Raw genomic sequence first — 26726 nt, 5'->3', positions numbered from 1 at the left:
AAATCGGTAGTATTAACAGATCCAGAAGCAATAGAAGGTGAAGTCATTGAAGGTAACCTCTATGTTGATGTGACAACAGCAAAAGCATTAGAATTAAAAGGTGTAACTGTAAAAGGTAAATTGGTCATCATCGGTGACAACAAGACAGCCGGTAAATTAACGATCACTGATTCAAAGATTGAAGCAATCAGTACACAGACAAGAAATACAGAAGTCGTATTAAGCGGCGAAACAGAAGTTAAGACAATCGTATTGGAAGAAACAGCAGCGGTAACACCGGACAAGAACTTCAAGGGTGAAGTAGAGAAGATTGAAGTCCAGTCAACAACTAAAGGTGAAATCGTGATTGAAGTGCCTGCACAGGAAGTAAGTACACGGACATATGCAAGTATCGATATTCAGGCACCGGTAGAAAGCCTTGAAGTAAAGACAGATACGCAAATCAAGGTAAATGCCGATGTTAAGAATGTTGTGGTAACGGAAAGTGCAAAGGATACAGCCATTGAAGTATCAAAAGGCAGTACAGTAGGAACATTAACAGCTGACGCACCAGTAAGCATTGACGGTAAAGGAACTGTCAACAAGGTAGAAGCCAATGTTGACGGAGTAGAAGCTGGCAAGGATACAGTGATTAAAGATGTAGAAACAGGTAAAGATGTAGAGAAAGCACCAGAGGTAAATAAACCTTCAACTGGCGGATCAACTGGTGGTTCTTCAAGCGGCGGCGGTACAACAAAACCGACTGTGGAAACAACACTTGCACCAGTGGCTGTAAGACGGAATGGGCCAAATGGAATGGCTCCAGCTAACAGTAGTTTTGGAGGGACAGAAGATTTCAAATACGCCAACGCATATAAAGCAGCTGGTGCTGACATTCAGACTGAAGCCGGCAAGGCAACCATTACACTGCCTGACGCGTTTGATGAAGCCAATGTGAACGCATTAAAAGAATTATTTGGTGATAAAGTATTAGGCGCTGATGGCAATACTTTATACGCTGGTTTGGAAATTGCCATTCCGGAAGGCGCTACACAAGTAAAATCATCAAAAAATCTAAATGATTTAGGTGATGCCGTAGCAATTAGTGATAAAAATAGCTATGATGAACATTTAATGCAGTATGTTGGCATCGCGACTACAAGCAATGGCGCATATCAGCCGGTCAATGAATCATCAGCTGTTAAGTATTATCAATTCTTAGACAAGGATAATAAGGTTTTAGAAACATATAAGTTGACAATTGAAATGGTTAGAGCAAATCCAATCAGCAAAACTTCAGTAACTGAATTGTTTAAAGATACAGAATATGCAATGACTACTTCTACATTAGGAAATGTTTCTTACACTCGTAACGGTAATACCATTAAAGCATCAGGAGATGTTAATTATATTACTGGCTGGAGTGCATATCCGGGTGAAGAAGCTAATGGTTATTACATCGTTTTCGATATTGATGTAACTGGCTTTGAAACTAAAGCAGTATCAAAAATGACATTGTTGAATGGTAATGAGAAAGAATTAAAGAATACTGCTGAAAACCAGAACGATACCCACACTTGGATTGTTCGTCTGCGTGATAAGGAAGATACAATCAAGGTAAGCGTTGATTTTGAAGGTAATGGAAAATTTATTGATTATACAATTGATACTTCAGACTTAAAGCTTGCAGAACCAGTAACATTCACAGCCAATAGTAATTTTAGTTGGTACGGTAAAACATTAGCTGATATTCAATCGAATGTTGAAGTTACCAATGATAAAATTACGGGTACTTTAAACTATGTGACTGGCTGGAGTGCGGGTGCATGGAGTGAAGAGATGAATGAGGGATATTATATTGTATTTGATATTAATGTTCCTAATGCTAAAACCATAACTATGCGTGGAGATAAGCCTAATCAAGGTGAAACACCCCATACTTGGGTTATCTATCTTGGAAAAGATAAAGATGAAATTATGACTAAATCCCCTTTGGAGATTATGGTAGACATGGATGGTGATATGGATGATACTGAGAACGATCAATTCACATATAACCTTGATTTATCTGGGCTTGTTTTAAATACTAAACCTGAAACTACTCCTGATGAGAGTCCTGCAGAGTAGATAATATTTAAAATAGATATCGGGTAAGAGAATAAAAATAAATGACAGGCAGAAGTGTCCAAAAAGGGCAGCTGCCTGTTTTTTGATTTGCTATGATAAAAGCATCTGAATACTAATAAAAATAGCTTGCAAATTATATTTGCAAAATGATATGTTGAACATTAAACAGATTCATGGTATAGATATATTAAAGAAGGGGAAGCGTGCCATATGTTTTAATTGGTATGTTTTGGTGAAATTTATGAAACATATTATCAGTTTTTTAATAGGTATGATTGAATTTGAACTTTTTAATAAATTCTATGCAAAAGGGGATAAGAAAAAAGTTTTACTAGGGCTTATTGGCGGTGTAGTTGTTGGTTTGGTTGTTTTATTTATATTATCGTTGCTTGATGTCTAATCATAAATACGGACTGCTGACATACCGTTGACAGTCTTTTTTATGGCTTTGAAAGTTTGTCATATTTATATTCATTTTATATATTTACTTTATGACAAACAAAGGTATAATATAAAGTATAAAACATGAAAGGAGAATGGATGTGGAAAATATTTCGGTAATAAATATCGGTATGAAAATTAAAAAATTACGAGAAAATGCTAATCTTACTCAAAAACAAGTTGCTGATTACTTATCAATTGATCAAAGTTTAGTATCTAAATTTGAAAAAGGTGAAAGATCTATAAATTCTGATCTATTAAATGATATCGCGAATCTTTTTTGCTGTCCTATTCAGGGTTTGGTTTCTGATGAAGATATTACATCCATATATACAATAGCTTTCAGAACGGGGTCGATTGAAACAGCGGATCTATATGCTTTGTCCGTGATTAATAAAATAGCTTTAAATCAATTTAAAATGGATCAGCTTGCGGGAGGAATTGAGAATGATCAATAAAATGGATTTAAACAACAAAGCAATAAGCATAAGGCATCTTCTATGTGAAGATGAATTATCTCCCATTGATATTTTTTCATTATCACAAACCATTCAGACGCTTTCATTAGTGTTTTATCCGCTAGGCAAAAATATTAGCGGAGCTTGTTTTAAAAATCAATTATCCTCAATCATAGCAATAAACTCAGACATGTCTATTGGCAGACAGCGGTATACTTTAGCACATGAACTTTACCATCTTTACTTTGATGAGGTTGATTTTACTACCATTTGCTCAAGTAAAATAGATGAAGATAGTGAAAATGAGAAAAAAGCGAATCAGTTTGCTTCTTATTTTTTGATGCCTTCAGCAGCTTTATATGAATCAATCCAGAAATTAAAAAATGGTATGAACAGACAGTTAACTATAGAAGAAATAATCCGATTGGAACAATATTTCGGTGTAAGTCATCAAGTAATGTTAATCCGTTTGCAGGAGGAGGGAGAAATATCATCAGCGATTGCGGCTTCTATGCAAACAGGGATTATTAGCTTGGCTGCTAGACTTGGATATGATGTCTCTTTATATAAACCATCAGCTGAAAATAAAAAAATGTGTGTTTATGGTCATTACATCTATCAAACTGAAAATTTATACAAACATAATTTAATTTCCAATGGTAAGTATGAGGAGTTATTATTAGATGCTTTCCGCAGTGATATAGTTTTTGGTGAAGAAACGGAGGGAGGGGCAGTGCTTGACTGATTTGCTTTTCTTTGATACTGATTGCCTTAGTGCTTTTCTTTGGGTACATAACGAAAGCTTATTACCGAGACTTTATCCGGGAAAAGTCGTTATACCTAAACCCGTATATATTGAGCTTTCTAAACCGGGTGTTCCTCAATTAAGAGATCGGATTAAAATATTAATTGAACTGCAGCTCGTTTCATTACAAGATATAATCGTTGGTTCTGAGGAATATGCAACCTATTATGAATTAACAGAAGCACCAAAAGGCGGGCATAAAATTATTGGTAAAGGTGAAGCAGCTGCAATTTCTTTAGCAAAAAAATACGATGGAATTGTTGCTAGTAATAATTTAGCAGATATCGCAGATTATATATCTGAATATCATCTAAAGCATACTACAACAAGTGATATTCTTATAGATGCCTATAATCGCTTAATTATTACAGAATTTGAAGCGAATGCTATCTGGGCTAAAATGCTCTCAAAACGAAGAAAGCTAGGAGCGGCAACATTTACTGAATATTTAAAATTAAAACAGTCATAGCACAATTAAATGATATTTATTAACTGATCAACAGACTGCTGACATACCGTTGGCAGTCTTTTTTCTTGCATTGATGAACTTTAGTAGGAATATGATTTAATTTATTTCCCAGGCAATTATCATTACTTTCATATAGTATTAAAAAATTAACAATATTATATTGACATCTATACTATACGATATATAATATTGTTAAGGAGGTCGATGATATGGTATTTCAACTAGGCTCGGCTTTGCTGGATGCCTGTGTGCTGGCTATATTGCAGAAAGAAGATGCATATGGTTATAAGCTGACACAGGAAGCAAAAAAAGTAATGAATGTTTCAGAATCAACATTATATCCTGTACTTCGCAGATTGATGAAGGAGGGGTATCTGGAAACATATGATCAAGAATATCAAGGCAGAAACCGAAGATATTATCGTTTAACAGATTCAGGAAGAGTAAAGTGCCAGTATTATCTTGCGGAATGGGACTTGTTCAGCAAGAATGTGGATTCTATCCTAAAAGGGGGTAATGAAAATGACTAAGAAAGAATATATTTACCATTTAAAAAACCGGCTGCGCAATCTTCCTATTGATGAAGTTGAGAGTGCTGTTGATTATGTAAGTGAATTATTTGATGAGGCAGGCGAGGAAAATGCTGAGGAGGTAGCCAGAGATTTAGGTTCACCGGCTAAATTCGCGGCTCAGATTCGTGCTGAATATGCAATCAATCAGCATTGCCTTCCTGAAGATACAACAACGGTATACCGTGAGAAACCAAAAAGCAATAATGGCTGGAAAACATTAGCGCTGATCCTTCTTGGCATTGCGGCATTACCGGTCGGCTTGCCGTTGGTGCTTGTACTCGCGGTACTGATCTTTGTGGCCGTGGTTGTTGGTGTTTGTCTGCTGTTTGCTTTAGGCTGCGTGCTGTTGGCAGGCTTCATTGCTGTATGCAGTTTGGTATATGCAGGGTTTAAAATGCTGACGGTTTCTTTAGCATCAGGACTTATGTCAATTGGTCTTGGCTTGATTGGTATCAGCGGTGTCGTACTGATTGCTACGGCTGCGATTTACTTATTTATTAAATTAAAACCGATCGTAATTAATGGTTTTGCAAATCTATATAACCGTTTGAAAGGGGATAAAGAGCATGTCGATGAATAAAACACTGAAAACGATTTTATGTGTATCCGGCTGTGTCTTTGCCGTAGGTACTGTCTGCTGCGGTATTGGTTATGCGTTAGGCGCTCGGCCAAATCAGATCCGATACAATAATCATATGGGAATGAATATGCATGATATGCATTGGTTTGATGATTATGATGATTATGACGATTATGATCATTATTATGATGAAGATATGAATCATCAATCTGATCATATGACACATCATGAGACACCCAGCAGCATAAAAGGCTTTGACATTGTCACTGCCTGCAGCAGCATTACAGCTATTGAAGGCGATGAAAATAAAATTGAATTTTTAAATATTAATGAAGATGACTTAACAATCAGCAATAAAGATGGTATGTATACAATCAATGTAGCTGATACCCATTGCAACGCTTCTTATGATCAGCGCATTTTGATTAAAGTTAAGGATGATGATCTATTGGATCTGTTTAAGGTGGATAGTCAGGCAGGTGCCATCAGTGTCAAGGATCTTGATTTTAAAGAGATTAATATTAATTCTGAGGCGGGTGCTATCAAGCTGATTGATGTAGACAGTGATAAAACAACGATTAAGTCTGAGGTAGGCGCGATCGCATTGGAAGGAGATTTCCGCAATGATACAATTATTGAAGGTAGTGTCGGTGCTATTGATCTGGAGTTTGATGATCATCATGACGCTTATGATTATGTCATTCACCACGACATGGGGATGGTTATGATCGACGGCGAAAGCATGAAAATTAATACAGGTGAAATTTCTAATCATAACAATTCCGCTAAGCATCATCTGACAGTCACTAATGATACCGGTATGATTAACGTAAGCTTCGGTGACTGATATGGATGGCTTCATTAAGGTTGCTGCGGCCGTTCTGACATTGACGATGCTCTCTGCATGTGCCGTGATTCCGTTTCAGAAAGAGGCAGAGGTAAAAGAACAGGAAGACGATGAAGTTTATGAAGTGAAGATGCGTGATGATTATACGGATCTTGCGAAAAAGATGTTTTATGACCTGACATTTATGTGCAAACAGCTGGAAGGCCGGCAATATGGGCTGTATGACTGTATTTCTAAAAAAGAGTTTTACGCTTTGCAGCAGGCAGCTGCCGATAAGCTGAATGATTTAAGCGAGGCTGATTACTATTTTGAACTGCGGCGGATAATCGCTTCAATCGGGGTAGCGCATACGACGCTTAATTTGAATTATACCGGGACATTTCCGTTTCAGATGCTGCCTTATTCACTGCATTATTATCATGACGGCTGGATATTGAACGGGATTGATGGTGAATATGCCGATTATTTGGGTGCTGAGATTGTGGCGCTTAACGGTGTAGAAATGGCCGATGTCAAAGCGAAAGCAAAAGAACTTATCAGCTATGAAAATGAATCATGGCTTAATGAACAGATTCCTTCACTGTTGGGTAATGCGGATGCCTTAGTAAACATGGGAATCCTTGAAGATAACAAGGCATTGACGCTGACTGTAAAAAAGGATGATGAAGTCAGTGAGATTACCTTGCATTCGGAAACTGGCCCCTTGCTTGTCGGCCGGCTGGAAACAGTTCAGCTGCCAAAGGCGGCAACTTACCGGCAGCCTAAGTTCTACACAGGCTTCATGCTGGCAGATCAGACGTATTATGTTCAATATAATTCATGTGAAGAAATATCAAATTACTCCATGAGCCAGTTTGCTTCCGATGTGGAAAAGACGATGAATGAGCAGCACTGCAAGAAGCTGATTCTTGATCTTCGTTATAATACCGGCGGTAATTCACTGGTGATAGAACCATTGCTGATGATGATTAATCGTTATCGTCAGGATAATGATTTGAAGCTCATTACTTTAATTGCTGAACAGACATACTCCAGCGGCATCATGAATGCGGTACAGCTGAAATATAATTATGATTCTGTTTTGATTGGTACACCAACCGGCGGGAATGTAAATGGTTATGGGGAGACTGATCAATTTTATTTGAATTACTTTCCTTATTTTGTTATTTATTGTCAGGAATATTTTGAAATGGTACCAGGATATGAATTGGATTCACTTTATCCGGATATCGATGTTGAGGTTAACTATAAGGATCTGATGCAGGGAATTGATCGATGTGTTGAGATTGCACTGCAGGAATAGGAGTGAATATGAAAAAGTTAGGACTTGTGTTGGTTTTGCTGCTGAGCGGCTGTTCACGTATTGTCCCACCGGCAAGAACCAATTACAATTATGAAAAAATTGAAAAAATGGAGTTGCTGGATGATTTTACAAATATTGATATCGACAGCGGTTTCAGTGATGTAATACTGAAAAGCGGCAAAACCTTTGAAATTCATACTGAATTTTATGGTGCTAAATGGAAACCGGAATTCAGTGTCAAAGAGGAAACATTGCATGTGTCTGTGATTGATACAATGCCTAATACGGTGAATTGGAATGCGAATAAGAGTAATAAAATAGAAATAACATATCCGGCTGACAGTCAGTTTAAGGAGCTAATGATTTTTACTGAATTTGGTGATTTAGAAGCGAGTGATCTGAATGGTGACAAGATACAGCTGAATCTAAGTTATGCTGATTTTAAGCTAAAGGATTGTGCATGGCAGGACTATAAGCTAAATTATTCTTTTTCTGATGGTACAATGCGTAATATTACATTAGGCAGCGGCAGCTTTGATTTTGATTATACGACGCTTGATATAGAGGGGCTGATGGCCGATAAAATGACAAGCAACAGCTCATTCACTACATTGACAGCTGAAAATATTCAGCTTAAGGATTTTATCTTTAATGGTGAATACAGTGAAGTGGATCTTCGTAAAGCTGTGGGTGAATCTTTTGATTATACGAATCAATTCGGTTCGTTAGATTATCGGGGTGAGATTCTTAAAACGGGCAGTCTGTACAGCAGCTATGGTGACATTGATCTTAAGCTGAATCAGGACGTGCAGGATTTCCGTTTTGATTTTAATCCTGATATGGCGGATATTTACCTCAATAAGGATCATTTTGAGAAAGCGTCCTCGGTTAACAGCGGTTCTGTGTCAATGACAGTCGGCATTGAGTTTGGAACTGCGAATATTGATACTGATTAAACGGCTGCGGCCGTTTTTTCTTTTGAGTGTGAAGATTGCCTTACATTATTGTAATTCAAAAATAATGAATGACATGGTATGATTATACCAATCAAAGAGGTCGTCAGCTAGGCTGAAGATGCTTGCCTTGGTTGGCTTAAAATGCAGTTTTAAGTCTAAAAGATATCATAAAAAGGGGTGTATGACGATGTTGGAAATAAATGAAAAATTAGCGGATGCGAAGTTTCGCATGGAGCATTATCAGCGGTTGTGCGAAGAAAGAAATGAATTAGTGCTGAAATTGGATGAAGCGCATCGGGTTTATGAGATGCTGTGTGATCAGCTTGAGAAAGAAGATCGGGATGTTGCGAAGCTGAACTCTTTGTCGATGGCAAATTTGTTCGCGACCTTGACGCAGCGTAAAGAGGAACGGCTTGAAAAAGAAGAAGAGGAAGCCTTGGCGGCATTAAGAGCAGTGAAGAAGCAGGAAAATGAAATCAGTGTGCTGCAGTTTCAATTAGATGCACTGAACCAAAAGTTGCGTGAGCTGGAAAAGGCGGAAGCCGAATATAATGAACTGCTGAATCTGAAAAAGAGCTTAATTGATGATCCAGCCATTCACTCGATGGAACGTGAGCTTGAGGATATTACTCTGCGTCAGCGGGAGATCAATGAGGCGATGGATGCCGGTGATCTTGTGCTGAGCCGTCTTAAGGATGCCCGTGAAAAGCTTTCCTCGGCAGCTGGCTGGGGAATCTATGACATGGTTGGCGGCGGGATGATCGCGACAGCAATTAAGCATGAACGAATCAGTGAAGCACAGGCAAGTCTGCAGTCGCTGGAAAGTGATATCCGTCATTTTAATAAGGAATTAAACGATGTTAAACTGGCATCAGCCTCTGATTTAGAGATGGACTCTTTTTCAGTAATTGGTGATTATCTCTTTGATAATCTGTTTATGGATTGGCATGTACAGAATCAAGTGAGCCGCATGCAGGATGTCGTTGATACATCAATTGATGAGGTGGATGCTTTGCTGCAGCAGCTATATCGTCAGCAATTAGCCAATCAGCAGGCTGCCGATGCCTTGAAGGGTAAAATTGAAGAAAGGCTCGCATCACTTTAAAATTGACAACCGCTCATGAATTATGTAGACTTAATGAGTTGAGAGGTAAGTGTATGAGAAGTTGTCAGGAAGCAGAAAGAAGTATTATTAAAACCTATCGGAAAGGTATCTGGTCAAGGTTTATTAAAGGAATTAAAGATTATGAGCTAATTAAGGCTAATGATAAAATCGCTGTGTGTATTTCTGGCGGTAAGGACAGTATGCTGCTGGCTAAATGTATTCAGGAATTGATTCGTCACAGTCAGATACCGTTTACTGCGGAATATATTGTCATGGATCCGGGTTATAATGAGGTTAATCTGAAGCAAATCAGAGAGAATGCTGAGTTTTTGAATATTCCGATCCAGATTTTTAAAGCAGAAATCTTTGATTATGTAGTAACACAAGGTCAGTCACCCTGTTACTTATGTGCCAGAATGCGGCGGGGACATCTTTATGCCTATGCTCAGTCATTGGGCTGTAATAAGATTGCCTTGGGCCATCACTATGATGATGTAATTGAAACGATTTTGATGGGGATGCTGTATGGCGCCCAGATTCAGACGATGATGCCGAAGCTGCACAGTGATAACTTTGCGGGCATGGAATTGATTCGGCCGCTTTACTTAGTCAGAGAAAGTGATATTAAGGCATGGTGCGCGCATAATGAACTGCAGTTTATTCAATGCGCATGCCGGTTTACGGAAGAAAGTGAGCGCACGAATGGCGAGAATTCCAAACGCCAGGAAATGAAGAAGCTGATCAGTCATTTCCGAACGGTGAATCCTTATATTGAATATAATATTTTTAAGAGTGTGCATAATGTGAATCTCCAAACGATTATCGGCTATCATGATGATAAGATGAGTTATAATTTTTTGGACGATTATGATGAAAAGGGGAGAAGGCAGGCAAAGGAAACAGATTAATGGATCGTTTAAATTTTTGAGTGATTCAATGATGTTGTTATGTATATAAATAGAAGCTTTCACTATCAAAGTTAAAAGCTTCTTTTTTTGTTGAGTTATGACGCTGATATGCATAAATAATGACTGGCAGCTAGGCTTTTTGTAGATAATCTGATATAATAATGTGCAGCAAAATGGTCGATTAAAGCATAATTAAAAGGATATTTGAAGAGATTGAAGCGTAGATAATAGGGAAAGATAAGTTGAGGAATTATTATGTCAGAGGGAAAATTGTATCAAGTACTATTGGTTGATGATGATTTACTAGTCCTTGATGATTTAAAAACAATGATTGATTGGGAAGAGGAAGGTTTTCAAATAGCAGCTATTGCCCATAATGGAGAAGAAGCATTAGCTTGTATGAAGGAAACTCTTATTGATATTATTATTGTTGATATTGAAATGCCATTACTGAACGGTTTGGATTTTTTACGTCAGCTTTATCAACAAAATACCAAGGTATGTGCTTTGCTATTGACAGCATATTCACGTTTTGATTATGCAAGAGAGGCAGTAGCGTTAGGGGTAAGCAATTACATCTTAAAATATGAATTAACGCCTGAATTACTTCTTGAGAATTTATATAAAATGAGTAAACAAAGCGATCAGCTTAAAGTTAACGAACGATTAACCCAACATCAGCTGTTACATGATTTCTTGCATGGACATACAAAGAGTTTACCTCAAATTATGCTGTTAAACTCAACTCAAGAAAAGATTATCTTAGTACGATTATCAGCAGCGTTAGCATTCAATGAATTATTAGATAAAAGCCGACAAGGCTATCCTGAGCAGAAGAATAATCAAAATGAAACGTTGTTTATGACCCAGAAAGATGTTACTATGCAATTTTACTCACCTAATGAATGGGAAGTTTATGGCTTGTTAAGTTGTGAATGGAATGTTCAGTGTTACCCTAATCATCTTCTAGAGGAGCTTTGCAATACCTATCGATCTTATTGGCAGCACGATTGTTTCATGGTTGTTGCTTCACCTTGTTCTATAATGGAATTACCCAAAATCTATGCAATGATGCAGGCGATAACTTGTTATTCTTTCTACTTACCGTTAAATCGCTGTTGTAACCTGCAAGCTATTATGATGCAAAGAAGATTGAGTTATGAGCAATGGAAAGAAGCAGCCAATGATTTATTTTTAAATGAACAAGATGAGGCAATTGAACAAATTCAAGCTTATTTGCGTATGTTAAAGCAATATCAGCCGCCAATTAATGAGATTTTGCTTGAAATACAGGATTTAATTCATCAATTGCAGCGTTTAATGAGTAGAATAATGCCTAAAGATAATTTTCAAAATGATTTTAAAAATTGGCAAAAAATTAGCAATTATACGCAATTTAATGATTTTATTCAAAGCATGCTTCAACGAATGGAAGCAATTGATAATCAAAGATATAGTAGAAAAGTATTAGAGATGTTGAATTTTATTCAACAAAATTGTGGAAAAGAAAATGTTTTAGAGGAATTGGATGAAAAAATGAATATGAACCGTGAATATATGAGTAAGTTATTTAAGAAAGAAACCGGTCAATCACTTTCACAGAGCTTACAAGCTTATCGGTTAAAGAAAGCATATTTATTATTAACCACGACGCATTTAAAAATTTATGAAATAGCGGAACAATGTGGTTATAATTCAAGCCAATATTTCAGTATGGTATTTACTAAATATTATCAATGCTCACCGAGTGATGTAATGAACCAATCCGGAGGTGATTATGATGAATTTGAAAGATAAGTTTAAGTCTATATTACCTTATTCGATTTCTTTTAGAATGGTTGCTTCTATTTCATCAATCGTATTAGTTGTTATGGTTGTAAGCAGTGTATTTACTTATTTTTATTTTGGTAAAGTATTAAAAGAAGAAAATCTGCGTAAAGATTATCAAGTTTTAAAAGAAGATGCTCAATATCTTGAAATGGTTTTTCAGGAAGCAACAACAGTTGCTCAGAATATGTTGTTTGATGAACAAATACAAATGTTTTCTCGACAAGCAGATAATGATTATTTTGAGATAGAGAACATCGCTGAGGTAATGACACGTTATACTTCTATCCGACATGCTATTCATAGTGTTTTGCTTCAATGTCAACAAGTAAGTGTATGGAATATCTTTCCCTTTGATTCCTCTGCTCAAGAAGCGGTGAATCAACAAGCTTTTTATGGCTTTTCTAAACCTTATACAATTCAATATGGTAATAGCCAGCAGCAATTGATTGGTTATCGAAGCTCAATCCATGATTTGAATAATCCACAGGCAATACTTGGTGAATTAACGATACAATTAGATGTAGCACAGTTGGCAAGTTTAGTTCATAGCTGGAGCCAGCCTGAGAATGAAATCAGTTTAGTTGATAAGGATAGTGTTTTAATTGCATCACAGAGTGGTATTAATGAAGAATATTTATCAATGGTTGATTGTGAACAGCTTTTTCATCAAGGAATGCTTACAGTAACTAAGGGCACATTATTGGCAGTACCTATTCAGTCAACACCTTATGTATTGCTAACTTATCGCAGTAATGAGGCTTTACAAAGGAAGGCATGGCTATTGATTCCTTTTTTTACTATGACAACTTGTTTGCTATTGCTGCTGTTGTTTTTACTTCTATATGAACGTATTCATGCTTTAACACAGCCAATAAGAACTTTACAAGAGGGTATGGTTCAATTTGCAGATGGTGATATGAATGTTCGATTGCAGATTGATAGTCATGATGAAATGGAATTATTAGGTAATAATTTCAATCAAATGGTTAGTGACATTGATGCTTTAATGCAGAAAAGTATTGAAGATGAAAAGATGAAAAAGAAGATTAAGTTTGATATGATGATTTCTAAGATACACCCTCATTTTATTTACAATACATTGAATTCAATTATTGTAATGGCACGTAAAGCAGGGAATGATGATGTTATTCATATGGTACGTTCATTAATACTGATTCTTCAAGATAGTATGTCTGTTCATGATGATTTATTAGTTGATACATTACAGCGTGAATGTTCTGTGATTGAGGCTTATGTTACTATTCAAAATTATCGGTATAAGGATAAGATTTCATTAAATTTTGATATAGAGTCAGATCTTGAACGTGTTAAGATTGCGAAAAATGTCTTGCAGCCACTAGTTGAAAATGCTATTTTTCATGGTATAGTTCCTAAAAATGGACAAGGGACGATTGATGTGTCAGTAAAAAGAATTGGGAAAAAGCTATGTGTTCAAGTCCATGATGATGGAGTGGGTATGGATCAAGCCTTAGTGGCATCTATTCGACAAGGGTCTGTTATGTTGAAGCAGCAGCGTCAAAAGCATGGGGATAGTGTGCATTCAATTGCTTTAATTAATGTCTTAGAGCGTTTAGAATTTTTATATGGAGAAAGTCTGGAATTTGATGTAACAAGTGAAGCGAATCATGGAACTTGTTTTACGATCTGTTTTGCCTATGAGGAGGAAAAGGATAATGAAATATAGAAAGGTGTTTATCCTTATCTGTCTTATGCTTTATATTGTCGCAATGGCAGCTTTTCTCCATATGCCATCACAGAATGAGGAAAATAAAACAAATCAAGTGTTAACGGTTTGGGGGTGGGATGAAACTATTCCTGATGCATTTGATCAATATCAATTATCACATCCAAAAGCTTCTATGAATTATGTTTATGTTGAGAAAAATGAATATTTAAACAAACTAAAGCTTTCATTAGCACTTCAAGAACCTTTGCCTGATATTTGTATTCTTGAAAATGAGATGCTTGATGATTTTATTCATTCTGATTTATTTGAAGATTTATCGAAACAGCCGTATTCTCTTAAAGAAAGTGAAATCTTAGAAAATCGTTATGCGGAAGTACGTACCCAAGATGATGGTATTTGGGGTGTTCCAGCTATTCCGGGGAGCAGTGGAGTTGCGTATAATCGTTCTTTAGCACTAGAATTTTTAAATACAGACGATCCGGGGCAAGTGGCTGTTGTTTTTAATAGCTGGGCAGATGTTATTAGTAAAGGTCAACGTTTTGTGGAAGAACATGAAGGAAAGGCTATGTTTGCTTCTTTAGAAGATGCCGCAGTGATGGTCTATGGGCAATCTATTGAGCCTTATATTAAGAATCAGCAGTTACTAGAGCCTTATAAGTTTATGAATTATTTTAGTATACTTGCGGCAATGCGTGATGCAAAGCTTGTGAAAGATTATCAGCAATATTCACCACAATGGTTAAATTCATTTAAATATGATGAAATATTTTTCTATCCATGTCCTTTATGGATTATAAATTTAGGTGTGTTTGATAGTGAACAAAGCTGGGGCTATACAGTACCTCCAAGTGGCAGTTATCAATGGGGAGGAACAATATGGGCAATTCCTAAGTCTAGTGTGAATAAAGCGATGGCATGGGATTTTATGAAAACGGTTTTATTAACACCGGCGGGAGCAATGTATAATAAGAATAAAGAGAATGGTACTTTTATTAGTTATCGTAAAGCCTATGAGACAGCAGGTTATCGAGATTTAATATTGGAAAATTTTGATAATCAAAATATCGGCAAGCTTTATTTTAATCAAATATTGCCATCGATGGCTGATTATCAGCAAGGTGAAAATGCGAATGTTATTCGTGATGTTTATTTAGAGGTGGTTCGAGCAATGAGTCAGGTTAAGGAAATGGATGCCTCAACGGCTTATCAATTATTTATACAGCGTCTGAAAGATCGGTTACCAAAGCTTGAGGTGATACAATGAAAAAATGGATTATAATGTGTAGTCTTTTTCTATTCGCAGGCTGTTCTTCAATAACACAGCGAGAAGTGAGTGTTCAAGGGTATAATGGTATGATTACATTGCGTGTTCATGCGCAGCAGGGAGAGCTTTTAGCGATTGAATTAATGGAACATCAAGAGACAGAGGCAGTTGTGAAAGAACCGCTTATGCGATTAATTGATGAAGTCATTGCTGCTCAATCAGTAGAAGTTGAGGTAATTAGCGGTGCTACTGAAAGTTGTAAAGCAGTGTTGCAAGGGATTGAGAAGGCAATGTCGCAAATGGGATTTAGCTATGAGGAAATTCATCGTCCTTATACGCCGGTGATAGAGGAAAAGGTAATTAAGAAAATGCAGTATGATGTAGTGATTGTTGGGGGTGGAGGTGCTGGCTTGAGTGCAGCAATCAGTGCAGCACAGCATGGAGCTACGGTTGCTTTACTTGAGAAGATGTCTGAGATTGGCGGAAATACGGTTCGTGCCACAGCTATGTATAATTGTGTCGATGATGAGCTTCAGCATCCCTTAGGGATATATGATAGTGAAGAAATCTTTTTCCAAGAAACTTATGAAGGGGGACATCGAAAAGCGAAACCGGAATTAGTGCGAATTTTAACCTCACAAGCTGATGAGGGAAAGTTATTTTTAGAAGCATTGGGATTGCAGTTTGATACGGTCATTGATAATTGCTTGGGTGGTGCTCATGATCGAGGGCATTATTCTATGGCACATAATGGAACAGATTATATTCAAGTAATGCAAAGAGCTTGTCAACAATTGGGGGTAGATATTTATACGAATACAACAGCCTATGAATTACTTGCTGATGATGGAAAGGTTTATGGTGTGGAAGCATTAAATGGAGGTGAAGTTTTTACGTTTGAGGCATTAAATGGAGTTATTCTTGCCAGTGGTGGTTTTGCGGGTAATGTGGATATGCGTATGCGTTATAATCATTCATTAACTGGTGAAATGCTTTGCTCAAATGCACCAGGCAGTAATGGCGATGGTATTCTTATGGCAGAAAAGCTACAAGCTTCATTAATTGGCATGGAATATATTGAACTTTATCCTATGGGTGATGTTTATGATGGAGGTTTACGTAATTCAATTCCTAATGCAATTAATCATGGAATATTAGTGAATCGGCAGGGAGAACGTTTTATTCGTGAAGATGCAGGCAGAGATGAATTATCTGCTGCTATGCTTGCTCAACCAAAATCGTTTGCATATTCAATTGTTGATGATGATTATTCAACAGTGAGTGATGAACGAACATATTTAGAAGGTTTAGTCTTAATGGGGCATGTTGTTAAAGCCGATACTTTAGCTCAACTAGCACAGTTATTGAATGTGAATGAGGCTACTTTAAAAGCATCGATTTCAGCATATAATCAAGCCGTTGAGACTCAAAATGATTCGTTAGGCAGACAAACTTTAATTAATAAAATTGATCATGCCCCGTATTATGCTTCTATGAAAAAGCCGACCATACATCATACATTGGGTGGGGTAGAAATTAATGAGCAAGCTCAAGTATTGAATCAGCAAGGAAATGTCATTGAAGGATTGTATGCTGCCGGGGAGGTAACTGGTGGGATTCATGGAGCTAATCGATTAGGGGGGAATTCTTTTCCGGATATGATTGTATTTGGGCGAATTGCTGGGGAACAAGCAGCAATGAATGGAGAATAAGAATTGATTTTAAATAATCACTGGATTTTGTACAAAATGTCTATTTTTTATATCGTAATGACCTTGTGAAAAAAATATAATAATCATGTAAGGGAGGTTACGATATGAAAAAGTTACTAGCAGTTTTATTATGCACAGGTATGTTTTTAAGTGGTTGTGCTACAAAACCCGTTGAGAATGAACCAGAGCAGCAAGAAACATCAACAAATGAACAATTTGATATTGTTATTGTAGGTGCTGGTGGTGCAGGCTTATCCGCAGCTGTTGAAGCTTATGAGCAAGGTGCTAATAATGTATTAGTATTAGAGAAAATGTCATTTGCAGGTGGAAGCACTACGATGGCTTTCGGTGGTTTTAACTGTACGACTTCACGTTTTATGGACGCTCAAGGGAAAGAAGAAACACCGATTATGTTGGTTGACCGCATTGTGAAGAATGGCTTAGGCTATGCACAAGCAGATATGGCAGCTGTTGTTGCGATGGAAACACCAGATGTTATTTCATGGCTTGATGGTTTTGGTTCAGAATGGGGATTAATTCGCTATTCTGATTTACACTGTCCAAGTGATGGTACAATTCCGGGTGTTGAATTAATTAAGGTACTTAAAGAACAAGTTGAGAAGAGTGGTATTGAAATTCGTTATAACTCACCAGCTACTGAGCTTTTAGCAGATGAAGAGGGAAGAGTGAATGGTGTTAAAGTAAAAGGACCTGATGGTGAATATACGATTGATACATCAGCGGTTATTTTAGCAACAGGTGGTTATGAGAGTAATCCAGAGATGATTGCGGAATATGGCAATCCGGGATTGAAGAATATTCATTTAGCACCTAGTCAAGGTAATACAGGTGATGGTATTAAAATGGCTCAAAAATTAGGTGCAGGTTTAGTGAATATGGAATTAATCCAATTATCATGTGCAGTAGCTCCATTCTCTATTCAAATGCAGATGCCAATTAAAAATAATGGTGTTGTATTTATCAATAAAGAAGGCAAGCGATTCACTAATGAATACAGTGCAGCAAGCTCAGATCGTAGAATTACTGAGGATATTTTAAAGCAAACTGATGCAGAATGCTACGCAGTGTATAATGATACGATTTATAAAGAGTTTATGGCTATTGAAGAAAAAGATTTCTTTGATGAATATCGTATGACTGGTATTGACAACAGTGGTTTAGTAATCAAAGCTGACACAATTCAAGAATTAGCTGAGAAAATGGGTGTTGATGTGACTGCGATGAGCGATACTATGGCTAATTTAAAAGCTGATGGTATTGGTAATGAAAAGGTTGTGGAAGTTGCTGATACATACCAAAGTGGACCTTACTATGCAGTATTAGTAACACCTGGTGTTATGGATACATTGGGCGGTTTGGATACTGATACGATTGGACGTGTATTAAATACTAAAGGTAAGCCAATCAAAGGTTTATATGCTGCCGGTGAAGTTATGGGAAATACACAAGGTGCTTATTATTCAGTAGGTTTAGGTGAAGCCGTTGTATTTGGACGTCTTTCAGCTCGTAATGCGATTGAATACATTAACGACCGTGGTGGTTTAACAGAGCATGTGCCATTTGTTCGTGAAGAAAATACAGGCAATGGAGAAGTTGCTAAAGGTAATTTCACAGATGGTACATTTACCGGTGAAGGTAAAGGAAATAACGGTTCAATTAAAGTTGAAGTTGTTGTGAAAGAGGGTAATATCACAGCTATTAATGTGCTTGAACATGAAGAAACACCTAATATTTATGCAGGTGCAGAGGAACAATTTATTCCTTCAATGATTAAGTCTCAAAATGTAGAGATTGATGCATTAAGTGGTGCAACAAATTCATGCAATGGTATTCGTGATGCGGTGAAAGCAGCGTTAGGATTATAAGCTTAAAATGAAAGAAAGAGATTTCAATTATTATTGAGTGAGTCAATAAAATGAGATCTCTTTTTATTTTTTAAAGGAATTTGAAAATGGAAAAGATATTAGATAATTTGTAAGTTAGAAGTTAATCTTATTAAATACAACCCGGCCGATAATCTGTACCGGCAGCTCATTGACTTCCTCCTTTGTATAATAACGGTTTTCGTAATTTGGATTGGTAGCTTCAAGAATCATCATATCCTGCTTCCAAATGACTTTCTTCACCGTAACTTCCTGATGAGCGATGATTACGATGGCAATCTGACCGCTTTCCACATAATCACAGGCTTTAATATACAATAAATCATTATCGTAGATTCTTGAGCCGGTCATTGAATCACCCTGAACCCTTAGATAATAATCACCCAACTGACTTTCTTTTTCACTGACCTCTTCATATCCAAGGATATTTTCTTCCGCAAATAAGTCATAGCCTGCCTTGACGGTACCGAGAATAGGTTTCATGATGCTTGTTTCATCCATACCGGTCAGATGATCAACGCTGGTTTGTAAGACAGCTGCCAGTTTTTCCAGCTTACTGGCGGGAATCCGCGTTGTTGTGCCTGCCATCCAGCGAAACAGCGTGGCTCTGGATACACCAACCTCCCGCATCAGGTCTTCGACAGTCAATCCCAGCTGTTCTTTTCTTTGTCTGAGTATTTCCGCTTTCATACTGTTCCTCCTGTATTCATATCGTATCAAAAAGTATCACTATTTACAAGCCTTAAACACTCATAATTCTGGAAATAGCTGGATATCGTCTCATAATTATTGAAAAATGAGACTTTTGAGACTATAATAAGTGCAGATGAGGTGATACTGTGGATAACAGACGAGTCGTTCTGCATTGTGATATTAATCATTGTTACGCGCAGATTGAAGAAATGAAGGTACCGGAACTGCGTAAGGTGCCGATGGCTGTTGGCGGTCATGAGACAACCCGTCACGGCATTATTCTGGCGAAGAATGATCTGGCAAAGGAATACCATATCAAAACGGGTGAATCACTTCGTGAGGCCTATGCGAAATGTCCGCAGCTGGTGGTTATTCCGCCTAATTATGATGATTATCTTTATTATAGTGAAAAGGTGAAGGATATCTATCGGGAATATACGGATCGGGTGGAAAGCTTTGGTCTTGATGAAGCGTGGATTGATGTCAGCGCATCCTCAAAGATTTATGGCAGCGGTGAAGCGATTGCGCGGGAAATCAAGAAAAAGGTTTATGAACAGCTGGGTTTAACGATTTCTGTGGGTGTCAGTTTTAATAAGGTTTTCGCAAAGCTGGGTTCTGATATGATAAAGCCGGATGGTTTGGTTGTAATCGATGAGGAAAACTATCAGCAGCTGGTCTGGCCGCTGCCGGTGGAGGAACTGATTTATATCGGCCGGGCAACAAAGCGGAAGCTGAATGAATTTGGCATTAAAACAATTGGTGATCTGGCGGTATTCCGAGCCGATCTGATAGAGAGCCGGATGGGGAAGGTTGGGCTGATGATTCATGAATTTGCCAACGGCATCGATGATAAAAGCGTGGCTTTTACCGGTTATCAGGATGAAGCTAAATCAGTAGGCAATGGCATCACCGCGATTCGCGACATGCGCAGTCTAAAGGATGTCGAATTGGTATTTCGGGTACTTGCCGAATCAGTGGCTTCAAGACTTCGCGATATGGGGGTAGAAGGTCAGGTGGTTACGATTGGTCTGCGGGATAATGAGCTGCATGGTTTGAGCCGTCAGCGCAAGCTTGCTGAACCGACGTGTCTTGCCGATGAGATTTTAGCCATGGCAATGCAGCTTACCCGTGAGCATTACAGCTTTATTTTACCGCTTAGAAGTATTTCTTTGACGATGAGTGATCTGCAGAAGCCAGCAGCGGTGGAACAGCTCTCTTTTTTTACAGATCATGGCAAAATAAAACAGCGTGTACTTGATGAAACCGTGGATGCGATACGCAGCCGCTATGGGTTCACGAAGATTAAACGCTGTTCAATGTTGCTGGATGATGAGCTGACTAATTTTAATCCAAAGGCGGATCATATTATTTTTCCAGTCAGCTTCTTATAATGGTGATTGCTATGTATAAAAAATATGTTGATGTAATTACTATGGTGGATAAACATGGCGAAGTCAAACCGCTGGCTATTCAGTGGGATGAAATTAAACGGTATCCGATTGAACGGGTTGTTGATATCCGCTGGGCAGCATCACCGGTGGGCGGCAGCGGTCTGCGCTTTACATGTCAGATTGCCGGTCATGAACGGATTCTGTTTTATGAACGCAACCGCTGGTTTATTGAGAGTCTGCAGCCCTGAGCTGATTCCAGTCAGGATCAAGAAATTTTTGGAATTCCAATGTATAGCCATTGTTATCGAGGATAAAGAAATGATAAAGATTAAACTGATCATTGCGTTTAGGCGGTTCAACTACCTCGCAGTGATCTTTTAATTTGGCAAAACAGCCGTCAATGTCATCAAGGACAAAGGTAAGCATCGGGCTTTTAAGACTGTGAGTCACATCGAGATGCTCACAAAAGGCTGCCAGCGCGTGCGGGGCAACTTCAAAAATACGGCATTTGCCTTGATCACTTGCCAGTCGTAAACCCAGCAGATCTTGATAAAAAGCAGTGGTCGCTTCAATATCCTTAGTTCCGTAAAAGGTGATTAAGTCTGTGTAATTCATTTGTTTTCCTCCTTGTCAAATTGACGCAGCCATTTAGAAAAAACAGCTAAACCCTCAGCGAGCTGCTTAGGCTCAATGCCGCCGCCAAGGCGCAGGTGATGATCAATATCAAAGCAAGTGCCCGGGACAAAGAAAACGCCGGTTTCTTTCTGCAGGCGAAGTGCTAGTTCATCACTGGGAATATCCATATCATAACGGATAAACAGTGTTGTGCTGTCAGTAAATACAACATCGATATGAGGCTCTTCAGCTGCCCAGCGCTGAATTGTTTTTCGATTCTGCAGGCTGATCAGTCGATTGCGTTTTAAAATCTTGTCTTTGTTTTTTAATGCCAGAATTGAGAGTGTATCATTAATCTTCGGCAATGAGATAATGTGGTAATCACGGCGTATCGTTATCTTATCGATAAAAGACTGAGGCGCTGCCAGCCAGCCCATGCGAAGACCGGGCAGGGCAAAGGTTTTAGACAAGCCGCCGCTGACAATACACTTATCATAGAAATCAAAGAAAGAGGAACCAAAGCTGTCATCATGCTGATTCAAACCACGGTAAACCTCATCGACAAAAAGCCATAAATCATGCTGGCGGGCAAACTGCGCAATCGCCTGCATCTGCTCATCCGTATACAGATAACCGGTAGGGTTGCATGGATTATTCAGACAGAGCACCTTGGTGTTGGGCTTGAGTGCTGCTTCCAGCTTACTGATATCCGGCTCCCAATTTGCCTCTTCAAGACAGGGAATACAGGTAATTTCAGCACCGATGGATAAGGGCAGGGATAAAAGCTGCTGATAGAGCGGGGTAAAGGCAATGATATGATCGCCTTTTTCAATTAATTCATAGAGCGCCATGGCATTAGCGTTGATCGCACCTTGCGCAATAGCAATCTGATCCGGCGAACAGTTTTTATAAAGCGAGGCAATTTCTTGGCGCAATTCATTTGAGCCGGCGATTGGACCATAATCTAACCGCACTTCCAGCAAATCCTCCATAAAGGCTTCACGCACTTCACAGAGATCTAATAGCTCACGCATCGTCAGCGGTGTAAAACAGCTCTCTGTAAGATTATAAATACAGTCATTTTCATGTTCATTCATCCAAGTTTCTACTTTAAAATTTTCTAGTTTCATTGGTATCTCCATTTATTTAAAAAAGATTATTCTAGTGAATAATCTTACTTAAGAATTCCTTTGCGCGATCAGTTTCAGGATTTGTGAAGAAGGTCTGCGGGTCTTTTTCTTCAATGATTTGTCCATCCTCAAGGAAGATTACCCGGTTGGCGATTTCTTTCGCAAAGCCCATTTCATGAGTTACCACAGCCATGGTCATACCATCTTTCGCAAGTTCCTTCATAACCTCTAATACCTCTACAACCATTTCCGGATCAAGGGCACTGGTCGGTTCGTCAAACAGCATCATTTCCGGATTCATGGCTAATGAGCGGGCAATTGCGACACGCTGCTTCTGACCGCCGGAGAGCTGTTTTGGATAGGCATCCTTTTTATCTTCAAGGCCAACCCGCTTTAAAAGAGCCACTGCCTGTTTTTCAGCACTTTCTTTATCCATGCCTAAGACTTGAATCGGCGAAAGCGTTAAATTGTCAAGGACACTCATATGCGGAAACAGGTTGAAATGCTGGAATACAAAGCCCATCCGGCTGCGGGCCTGTTTGATGGAAGCTTCATTATTAAAATCAATCACTTCACCAAAGATTTCTACTGTTCCGCTGTCAGGGATCTCTAAACCGTCAATACAGCGCAGGACGGTACTTTTACCGCTGCCGCTTGGACCAATCAGACAGACGATCTCACCCTGTTTAATTTCTAATGATACATCCTTAACCGCATCTACAGTGCCGAAGGATTTTGAAATATGATTTAATTTAATCACTGACCGCCATCCTCCTTTCAAGATGCATTGCGATAAAGGCAATAATTGAAGTCATAATCAGATACACAACGCTGACTGCCAGCAGGGGAATCAGATAGTTGTAATATTTAGCACCGATAATCTGAGCGCTTTGCAGAAGCTCAACGGCACCGATAACACTGGCGAGCGATGAATCCTTGATCAATGTAATATACTCACTGACCATTGGCGGAATAATCTGTTTGAATGCCTGCGGCAGAATGATGAAACGCATCATCTGCATATAAGATAAACCTAATGTCTTACTGGCTTCCCATTGACCTTTGTCAATGGCCATAATACCGGAACGAATTAACTCGGTGGAATAGGCACCGCTGTTTAAGCTGATGGCGGCGATAGCGACAACATAAGCCTGTGCTCTCAGCACTTCACCGGTAATAGCACGAAACAGCAGCGGGAAACCCAGATAGAAAAACAAAATCTGAAGCAGCATTGGCGTGCCGCGGAACAGATTTACATAAATTGTTGATAAGGTTCTTAAAATCGGGTTCTTAGAAATCTTGCCGGCCGCGCCGAGAATCCCGAAAATAGTACCAAAGAGAAGGGCGATGGTAGCGATAACTAATGAGATACCGGCACCCTTTAGAATAAATAACAGATTCTCCGGGGAGAGTATCTTATCTGCATTTTGAAATATCAGCTCTATATCCATGTCTTATCCTCCATAAGAAAGGGGTAATTAATTCATACCCCATTTTTCTTTTAATTCATTGTAAGCATCACTGGCTTTAAATGCATTAACTGCTTCATTAACTTTAGCAATCAGCTCATCATTGCCTTTAGCAGCGATGATTGATGTACTTTCATCGATCAGCACTTCATCCAGCATAACAAAGCCTGCATTCTCTACATAACCTTTCGCAACCGGAATATCTACGACAACTGCATCTAATGCGTTGCTCTTTAATGATTCAATCAATACATTAACACTGCTTACGGCCTGAACATCTGCGCCTTCGATTGAGTTAGCCGCTTTTTCAGCTGTTGCACCTAGCTGAGCACCGATTTTTTTGTTTTTCAGATCATCCACTGTTTTAATATCAGAATCAGGATTTACTAAGGCCACCTGACCGCTTTCCATGTATGGTTCAGAGAATAATACATCACGGTCTGGATCATAAGTAAAGCCGGCTACCCCTAAGTCAACTTGACCTGTTTGAACAGAAGAGATAATTGTATCAAATGACATCTGTACCCATTCAATTTCATAAGGAGCATCTTCAGTACCGAAATATTTCTGCAGTTCAGCAACCATGTCGATATCAAAGCCTTCCATGTTGCCGCTGGCATCTAATGATTCATAAGGCGGATAGTCAGGAGAGATACCGATTGCGATAACACCTTTTTTACCTAATTGATCTTCCCATGTAGCAGCAGTCTGCGGATCATTGTTATCAGTTGGTTTTGAAGAACATCCTGTGATCAGCGCGCATGTCATCAGCATGGCAGCTGTAATTTTTACTAGTTTTTTCATTGTTTTTTCCTCTTTCTTTCTTATATTTTATAAGTATTTTATGCTTTTATTCGTCTTCATTTTTCTCTGTTTCAAAAACATCATCGTCGTTTTTGAAACTTATGAGAAGAAAGCTGTTTCATTTTCTTCACCCCTTGTAATAAAAAAACGCCTCTTCATAATGAAGAGACGATGTTATTCGCGGTACCACTCTACTTGTCAGCATTTGCTGACCACCTCTGCCCTTAATGCGGGAAACAGTTGCCTTACTTTCATACGGCAACATCTCCAAAGCTCGTTCATTTCTTTTGACCTGTCATGTTTCACCAAACCATGACTCTCTGCAAGTGCCGCTGGAAACTACTACTCTTTTTCATTGATGTTGAATCAATAATAGCTACAAAAATTTGAAATGTCAAGAGGTAAATGATAAAAAGATGAAAATTTTCAGGAAAAGGGGTGTTTTATGAAAGAATAACGCATTTAGAGAACATTATTGAATGCTGGCTTTGAATTCAGCTTTGATTTTTGCCAGTAGATCAGGCTGACTGATGCAGTCTTCACCAATTGATGCAAGGGAGGCAGCTCCGTTGATTAAGGCAGCTCTGCCCATTGGTGAAATCGTCGCGTCGGCTCTTTCTTTTGAGTGACCGGCAGCTTCTTGTCCGCAGATTTTGATATAGCCATGCAGGGCTGGGCAGCGGTAACTGACACTGCCGATATCGCTTGAACCGCCTGGTACCTCATCAACCGGCGTGGCTTCTAAACCTAATTCACTATATTTATCTTTGAGGCAATCAGCCAATGTGTAGTTGATGACATTGTCTTCATACGGACATTCATAGACGGATGTTTCATAGGTTGTGCCGCAGGCTTTACAGGCGCCCTCAACACATTGGATGGCCTGTTCGCCCATAGCTTTCGCTTCTTTCATGGTAGCGGCACGGAAGTAGTATTCAAGAGAAGCATAGGCAGGAATGACATTGGCTGCCTCACCGCCGTTGCGGATAATGCCGTGGATGAATGAATTGGCAGGTGCGAATTGCCGCATGAAATTGATATTTACATAGGATAAGACAGCGGCATCGAGGGCGCTTTTGCCATCTCGCGGATGACAGCCATGGGCATTTTTGCCAAAGAATTCAAATTTTAATGGATAGATTGCATTGGTTCTGCCGCCTAAGCCATTCTCATCACTGGGATGCAGCATCATCGCGACATCGACATTATCAAAGACACCGGCTTCAGCCATCGAAACTTTGCCGCCGAAGTTTTCTTCTGCCGGGGTGCCGATGATCCAGATCTGACCGCCAAGTTCATCAATTTTTGACTTTAAGGCGGCACCGGCGGTAATTCCAATACCGGCAATCAAGTTATGGCCGCAGCCGTGACCGACTTCAGGCAGCGCGTCAAATTCGCATAGATAAGCGATGGTTGGCCCGGGCTTCTTGGAATCATATTTAGCAATCCAGCCAGTCGGCACTACATAGCCTTCACTGACTTCAAAGCCAAGCAACCGGCATTTATCACACAGGACACCCATTGAGCGGAATTCTTCGTTGCCGATTTCAGGGTGATCGTAGAGATCTTTAACAAGCTCCATCATTTCATCGGCAAGCGCTTCAGTTTGTATCTTCATATCAGTAAGCATATAAGTACCTCGTTTCTTTTTCCATA

The 26726-nt window shown here is 38.8% G+C and carries 26 protein-coding genes and 1 other annotated feature; of the genes, 19 read left to right on the top strand and 7 right to left on the bottom strand.

From position 1 onward, the window contains the following. The 17 genes from DWZ33_RS18025 to DWZ33_RS14475 form a co-directional block, all read left to right on the top strand. On the top strand, positions 1-2106 hold a 2106-nt coding region (locus DWZ33_RS18025), incomplete at its 5' end, for a hypothetical protein (protein ID WP_182425750.1). Between the two features lie 241 nt (positions 2107-2347). Continuing rightward, positions 2348-2506 carry a hypothetical protein gene (locus tag DWZ33_RS18020; protein ID WP_182425748.1) on the top strand — a complete coding sequence of 53 codons (159 nt, stop codon included), beginning with the start codon at positions 2348-2350 and terminating at the stop codon, positions 2504-2506. 142 nt (positions 2507-2648) lie between these two features. Next, positions 2649-3005: a helix-turn-helix domain-containing protein gene (locus tag DWZ33_RS14545; protein WP_220452452.1), complete on the top strand. Its 357-nt coding sequence runs from the start codon at positions 2649-2651 to the stop codon at positions 3003-3005. Then, positions 2995-3750 (top strand): ImmA/IrrE family metallo-endopeptidase, encoded by a 756-nt coding sequence (locus DWZ33_RS14540; protein WP_118455513.1) that lies wholly within the window; start codon positions 2995-2997, stop codon positions 3748-3750. Before DWZ33_RS14545 ends, DWZ33_RS14540 begins: the two co-directional genes overlap by 11 nt. Further along, the gene (locus DWZ33_RS14535; protein ID WP_118455511.1) at positions 3743-4279 is read left to right on the top strand and encodes a PIN domain-containing protein; all 537 of its coding nucleotides are present in this window, start codon (positions 3743-3745) and stop codon (positions 4277-4279) included. Before DWZ33_RS14540 ends, DWZ33_RS14535 begins: the two co-directional genes overlap by 8 nt. 209 nt (positions 4280-4488) lie before the next feature. Then, the gene (locus DWZ33_RS14530) at positions 4489-4809 is read left to right on the top strand and encodes a PadR family transcriptional regulator (RefSeq protein ID WP_022937848.1); all 321 of its coding nucleotides are present in this window, start codon (positions 4489-4491) and stop codon (positions 4807-4809) included. Next, on the top strand, positions 4802-5431 hold the full coding sequence (locus DWZ33_RS14525) for a DUF1700 domain-containing protein (RefSeq protein WP_022937847.1): 630 nt from the start codon (positions 4802-4804) through the stop codon (positions 5429-5431). The genes DWZ33_RS14530 and DWZ33_RS14525 overlap by 8 nt, the downstream gene beginning before the upstream one ends. Next, positions 5418-6278: a DUF4097 family beta strand repeat-containing protein gene (locus tag DWZ33_RS14520; RefSeq protein ID WP_022937846.1), complete on the top strand. Its 861-nt coding sequence runs from the start codon at positions 5418-5420 to the stop codon at positions 6276-6278. Before DWZ33_RS14525 ends, DWZ33_RS14520 begins: the two co-directional genes overlap by 14 nt. Position 6279: 1 nt before the next feature. Then, a complete protein-coding gene (locus DWZ33_RS14515) occupies positions 6280-7581 on the top strand; it encodes a S41 family peptidase (RefSeq protein ID WP_118455509.1) in 1302 nt (433 codons plus the stop codon). Positions 7582-7589: 8 nt separating this feature from the next. After that, the gene (locus tag DWZ33_RS14510; RefSeq protein ID WP_118455507.1) at positions 7590-8537 is read left to right on the top strand and encodes a DUF4097 family beta strand repeat-containing protein; all 948 of its coding nucleotides are present in this window, start codon (positions 7590-7592) and stop codon (positions 8535-8537) included. A gap of 187 nt (positions 8538-8724) precedes the next feature. Continuing rightward, a complete protein-coding gene (locus tag DWZ33_RS14505; RefSeq protein WP_146211897.1) occupies positions 8725-9642 on the top strand; it encodes a hypothetical protein in 918 nt (305 codons plus the stop codon). 53 nt (positions 9643-9695) lie between these two features. Then, positions 9696-10550: a tRNA 2-thiocytidine biosynthesis TtcA family protein gene (locus DWZ33_RS14500; protein ID WP_118455505.1), complete on the top strand. Its 855-nt coding sequence runs from the start codon at positions 9696-9698 to the stop codon at positions 10548-10550. A 255-nt stretch (positions 10551-10805) separates the two neighbouring features. After that, positions 10806-12347 (top strand): response regulator transcription factor, encoded by a 1542-nt coding sequence (locus DWZ33_RS14495; RefSeq protein WP_118455503.1) that lies wholly within the window; start codon positions 10806-10808, stop codon positions 12345-12347. After that, positions 12328-14085: a sensor histidine kinase gene (locus DWZ33_RS14490; RefSeq protein ID WP_118455501.1), complete on the top strand. Its 1758-nt coding sequence runs from the start codon at positions 12328-12330 to the stop codon at positions 14083-14085. Before DWZ33_RS14495 ends, DWZ33_RS14490 begins: the two co-directional genes overlap by 20 nt. Further along, a complete protein-coding gene (locus tag DWZ33_RS14485; protein ID WP_182425746.1) occupies positions 14075-15352 on the top strand; it encodes an ABC transporter substrate-binding protein in 1278 nt (425 codons plus the stop codon). Before DWZ33_RS14490 ends, DWZ33_RS14485 begins: the two co-directional genes overlap by 11 nt. Further along, positions 15349-17064, top strand: a complete 1716-nt coding sequence (locus tag DWZ33_RS14480) for a flavocytochrome c (protein ID WP_118455497.1) — start codon at positions 15349-15351, stop codon at positions 17062-17064. The genes DWZ33_RS14485 and DWZ33_RS14480 overlap by 4 nt, the downstream gene beginning before the upstream one ends. Positions 17065-17168: 104 nt before the next feature. Further along, positions 17169-18950 carry an FAD-dependent oxidoreductase gene (locus tag DWZ33_RS14475; protein ID WP_118455495.1) on the top strand — a complete coding sequence of 594 codons (1782 nt, stop codon included), beginning with the start codon at positions 17169-17171 and terminating at the stop codon, positions 18948-18950. Between the two features lie 114 nt (positions 18951-19064). On the opposite strand, the gene DWZ33_RS14470 is transcribed toward DWZ33_RS14475, so the two are convergent. Further along, complete coding sequence (locus DWZ33_RS14470; RefSeq protein WP_118455494.1) at positions 19065-19658, bottom strand: LexA family protein; 594 nt, start codon at positions 19656-19658, stop codon at positions 19065-19067. A 149-nt stretch (positions 19659-19807) separates the two neighbouring features. Here DWZ33_RS14470 and dinB point away from each other — a divergent pair, with 149 nt between their 5' ends. Together dinB and DWZ33_RS14460 are read left to right on the top strand one after the other, a co-directional pair. Continuing rightward, positions 19808-21052, top strand: a complete 1245-nt coding sequence (dinB, locus tag DWZ33_RS14465) for a DNA polymerase IV (protein ID WP_118455492.1) — start codon at positions 19808-19810, stop codon at positions 21050-21052. A gap of 11 nt (positions 21053-21063) precedes the next feature. Further along, complete coding sequence (locus DWZ33_RS14460; RefSeq protein ID WP_235696035.1) at positions 21064-21300, top strand: hypothetical protein; 237 nt, start codon at positions 21064-21066, stop codon at positions 21298-21300. Here DWZ33_RS14460 and DWZ33_RS14455 read toward each other — a convergent pair. The 6 genes from DWZ33_RS14455 to DWZ33_RS14430 form a co-directional block, all read right to left on the bottom strand. After that, complete coding sequence (locus DWZ33_RS14455; RefSeq protein ID WP_022937838.1) at positions 21278-21667, bottom strand: VOC family protein; 390 nt, start codon at positions 21665-21667, stop codon at positions 21278-21280. The genes DWZ33_RS14460 and DWZ33_RS14455 overlap by 23 nt on opposite strands. Further along, a complete protein-coding gene (locus DWZ33_RS14450; RefSeq protein ID WP_182425744.1) occupies positions 21664-22797 on the bottom strand; it encodes an aminotransferase class I/II-fold pyridoxal phosphate-dependent enzyme in 1134 nt (377 codons plus the stop codon). The genes DWZ33_RS14455 and DWZ33_RS14450 overlap by 4 nt, the downstream gene beginning before the upstream one ends. A gap of 31 nt (positions 22798-22828) precedes the next feature. Beyond that, positions 22829-23557 (bottom strand): amino acid ABC transporter ATP-binding protein, encoded by a 729-nt coding sequence (locus DWZ33_RS14445; RefSeq protein WP_118455488.1) that lies wholly within the window; start codon positions 23555-23557, stop codon positions 22829-22831. Beyond that, complete coding sequence (locus DWZ33_RS14440; RefSeq protein ID WP_022937835.1) at positions 23550-24248, bottom strand: amino acid ABC transporter permease; 699 nt, start codon at positions 24246-24248, stop codon at positions 23550-23552. The genes DWZ33_RS14445 and DWZ33_RS14440 overlap by 8 nt, the downstream gene beginning before the upstream one ends. 27 nt (positions 24249-24275) lie before the next feature. Beyond that, positions 24276-25070 (bottom strand): transporter substrate-binding domain-containing protein, encoded by a 795-nt coding sequence (locus DWZ33_RS14435; RefSeq protein ID WP_118455486.1) that lies wholly within the window; start codon positions 25068-25070, stop codon positions 24276-24278. Positions 25071-25231: 161 nt separating this feature from the next. After that, positions 25232-25435 (bottom strand) — a binding site (T-box leader). Positions 25436-25542: 107 nt separating this feature from the next. Further along, positions 25543-26700: a M20 family metallopeptidase gene (locus DWZ33_RS14430; RefSeq protein WP_118455484.1), complete on the bottom strand. Its 1158-nt coding sequence runs from the start codon at positions 26698-26700 to the stop codon at positions 25543-25545. Positions 26701-26726 lie beyond the last annotated feature (26 nt).

It is taken from the genome of Dielma fastidiosa (genome assembly GCF_003475485.1).
In the GTDB taxonomy this organism is placed as follows: Bacteria; Bacillota_I; Bacilli_A; order Erysipelotrichales; family Erysipelotrichaceae; genus Dielma; species Dielma fastidiosa.
This window is presented reverse-complemented; position numbering and strand designations above follow the sequence as displayed.

What these genes read in the sequence shown, in the direction of transcription:
- DWZ33_RS14525 (WP_022937847.1), top strand. Translation starts at nt 4,802, where the DNA reads ATGACTAAGAAAGAATATATTTACCATTTAAAAAACCGGCTGCGCAAT.
- DWZ33_RS14470 (WP_118455494.1), bottom strand. Translation starts at nt 19,658, where the DNA reads ATGAAAGCGGAAATACTCAGACAAAGAAAAGAACAGCTGGGATTGACT.
- DWZ33_RS18020 (WP_182425748.1), top strand. Translation starts at nt 2,348, where the DNA reads ATGAAACATATTATCAGTTTTTTAATAGGTATGATTGAATTTGAACTT.
- DWZ33_RS14500 (WP_118455505.1), top strand. Translation starts at nt 9,696, where the DNA reads ATGAGAAGTTGTCAGGAAGCAGAAAGAAGTATTATTAAAACCTATCGG.
- DWZ33_RS14490 (WP_118455501.1), top strand. Translation starts at nt 12,328, where the DNA reads ATGATGAATTTGAAAGATAAGTTTAAGTCTATATTACCTTATTCGATT.
- DWZ33_RS14450 (WP_182425744.1), bottom strand. Translation starts at nt 22,797, where the DNA reads ATGAAACTAGAAAATTTTAAAGTAGAAACTTGGATGAATGAACATGAA.
- DWZ33_RS14485 (WP_182425746.1), top strand. Translation starts at nt 14,075, where the DNA reads ATGAAATATAGAAAGGTGTTTATCCTTATCTGTCTTATGCTTTATATT.
- DWZ33_RS14455 (WP_022937838.1), bottom strand. Translation starts at nt 21,667, where the DNA reads ATGAATTACACAGACTTAATCACCTTTTACGGAACTAAGGATATTGAA.
- DWZ33_RS14520 (WP_022937846.1), top strand. Translation starts at nt 5,418, where the DNA reads ATGTCGATGAATAAAACACTGAAAACGATTTTATGTGTATCCGGCTGT.
- DWZ33_RS14460 (WP_235696035.1), top strand. Translation starts at nt 21,064, where the DNA reads ATGTATAAAAAATATGTTGATGTAATTACTATGGTGGATAAACATGGC.
- DWZ33_RS14530 (WP_022937848.1), top strand. Translation starts at nt 4,489, where the DNA reads ATGGTATTTCAACTAGGCTCGGCTTTGCTGGATGCCTGTGTGCTGGCT.
- DWZ33_RS14505 (WP_146211897.1), top strand. Translation starts at nt 8,725, where the DNA reads ATGTTGGAAATAAATGAAAAATTAGCGGATGCGAAGTTTCGCATGGAG.
- DWZ33_RS14515 (WP_118455509.1), top strand. Translation starts at nt 6,280, where the DNA reads ATGGATGGCTTCATTAAGGTTGCTGCGGCCGTTCTGACATTGACGATG.
- DWZ33_RS14435 (WP_118455486.1), bottom strand. Translation starts at nt 25,070, where the DNA reads ATGAAAAAACTAGTAAAAATTACAGCTGCCATGCTGATGACATGCGCG.
- DWZ33_RS14540 (WP_118455513.1), top strand. Translation starts at nt 2,995, where the DNA reads ATGATCAATAAAATGGATTTAAACAACAAAGCAATAAGCATAAGGCAT.
- DWZ33_RS14480 (WP_118455497.1), top strand. Translation starts at nt 15,349, where the DNA reads ATGAAAAAATGGATTATAATGTGTAGTCTTTTTCTATTCGCAGGCTGT.
- DWZ33_RS14495 (WP_118455503.1), top strand. Translation starts at nt 10,806, where the DNA reads ATGTCAGAGGGAAAATTGTATCAAGTACTATTGGTTGATGATGATTTA.
- DWZ33_RS14430 (WP_118455484.1), bottom strand. Translation starts at nt 26,700, where the DNA reads ATGCTTACTGATATGAAGATACAAACTGAAGCGCTTGCCGATGAAATG.
- DWZ33_RS14440 (WP_022937835.1), bottom strand. Translation starts at nt 24,248, where the DNA reads ATGGATATAGAGCTGATATTTCAAAATGCAGATAAGATACTCTCCCCG.
- DWZ33_RS14510 (WP_118455507.1), top strand. Translation starts at nt 7,590, where the DNA reads ATGAAAAAGTTAGGACTTGTGTTGGTTTTGCTGCTGAGCGGCTGTTCA.
- DWZ33_RS14475 (WP_118455495.1), top strand. Translation starts at nt 17,169, where the DNA reads ATGAAAAAGTTACTAGCAGTTTTATTATGCACAGGTATGTTTTTAAGT.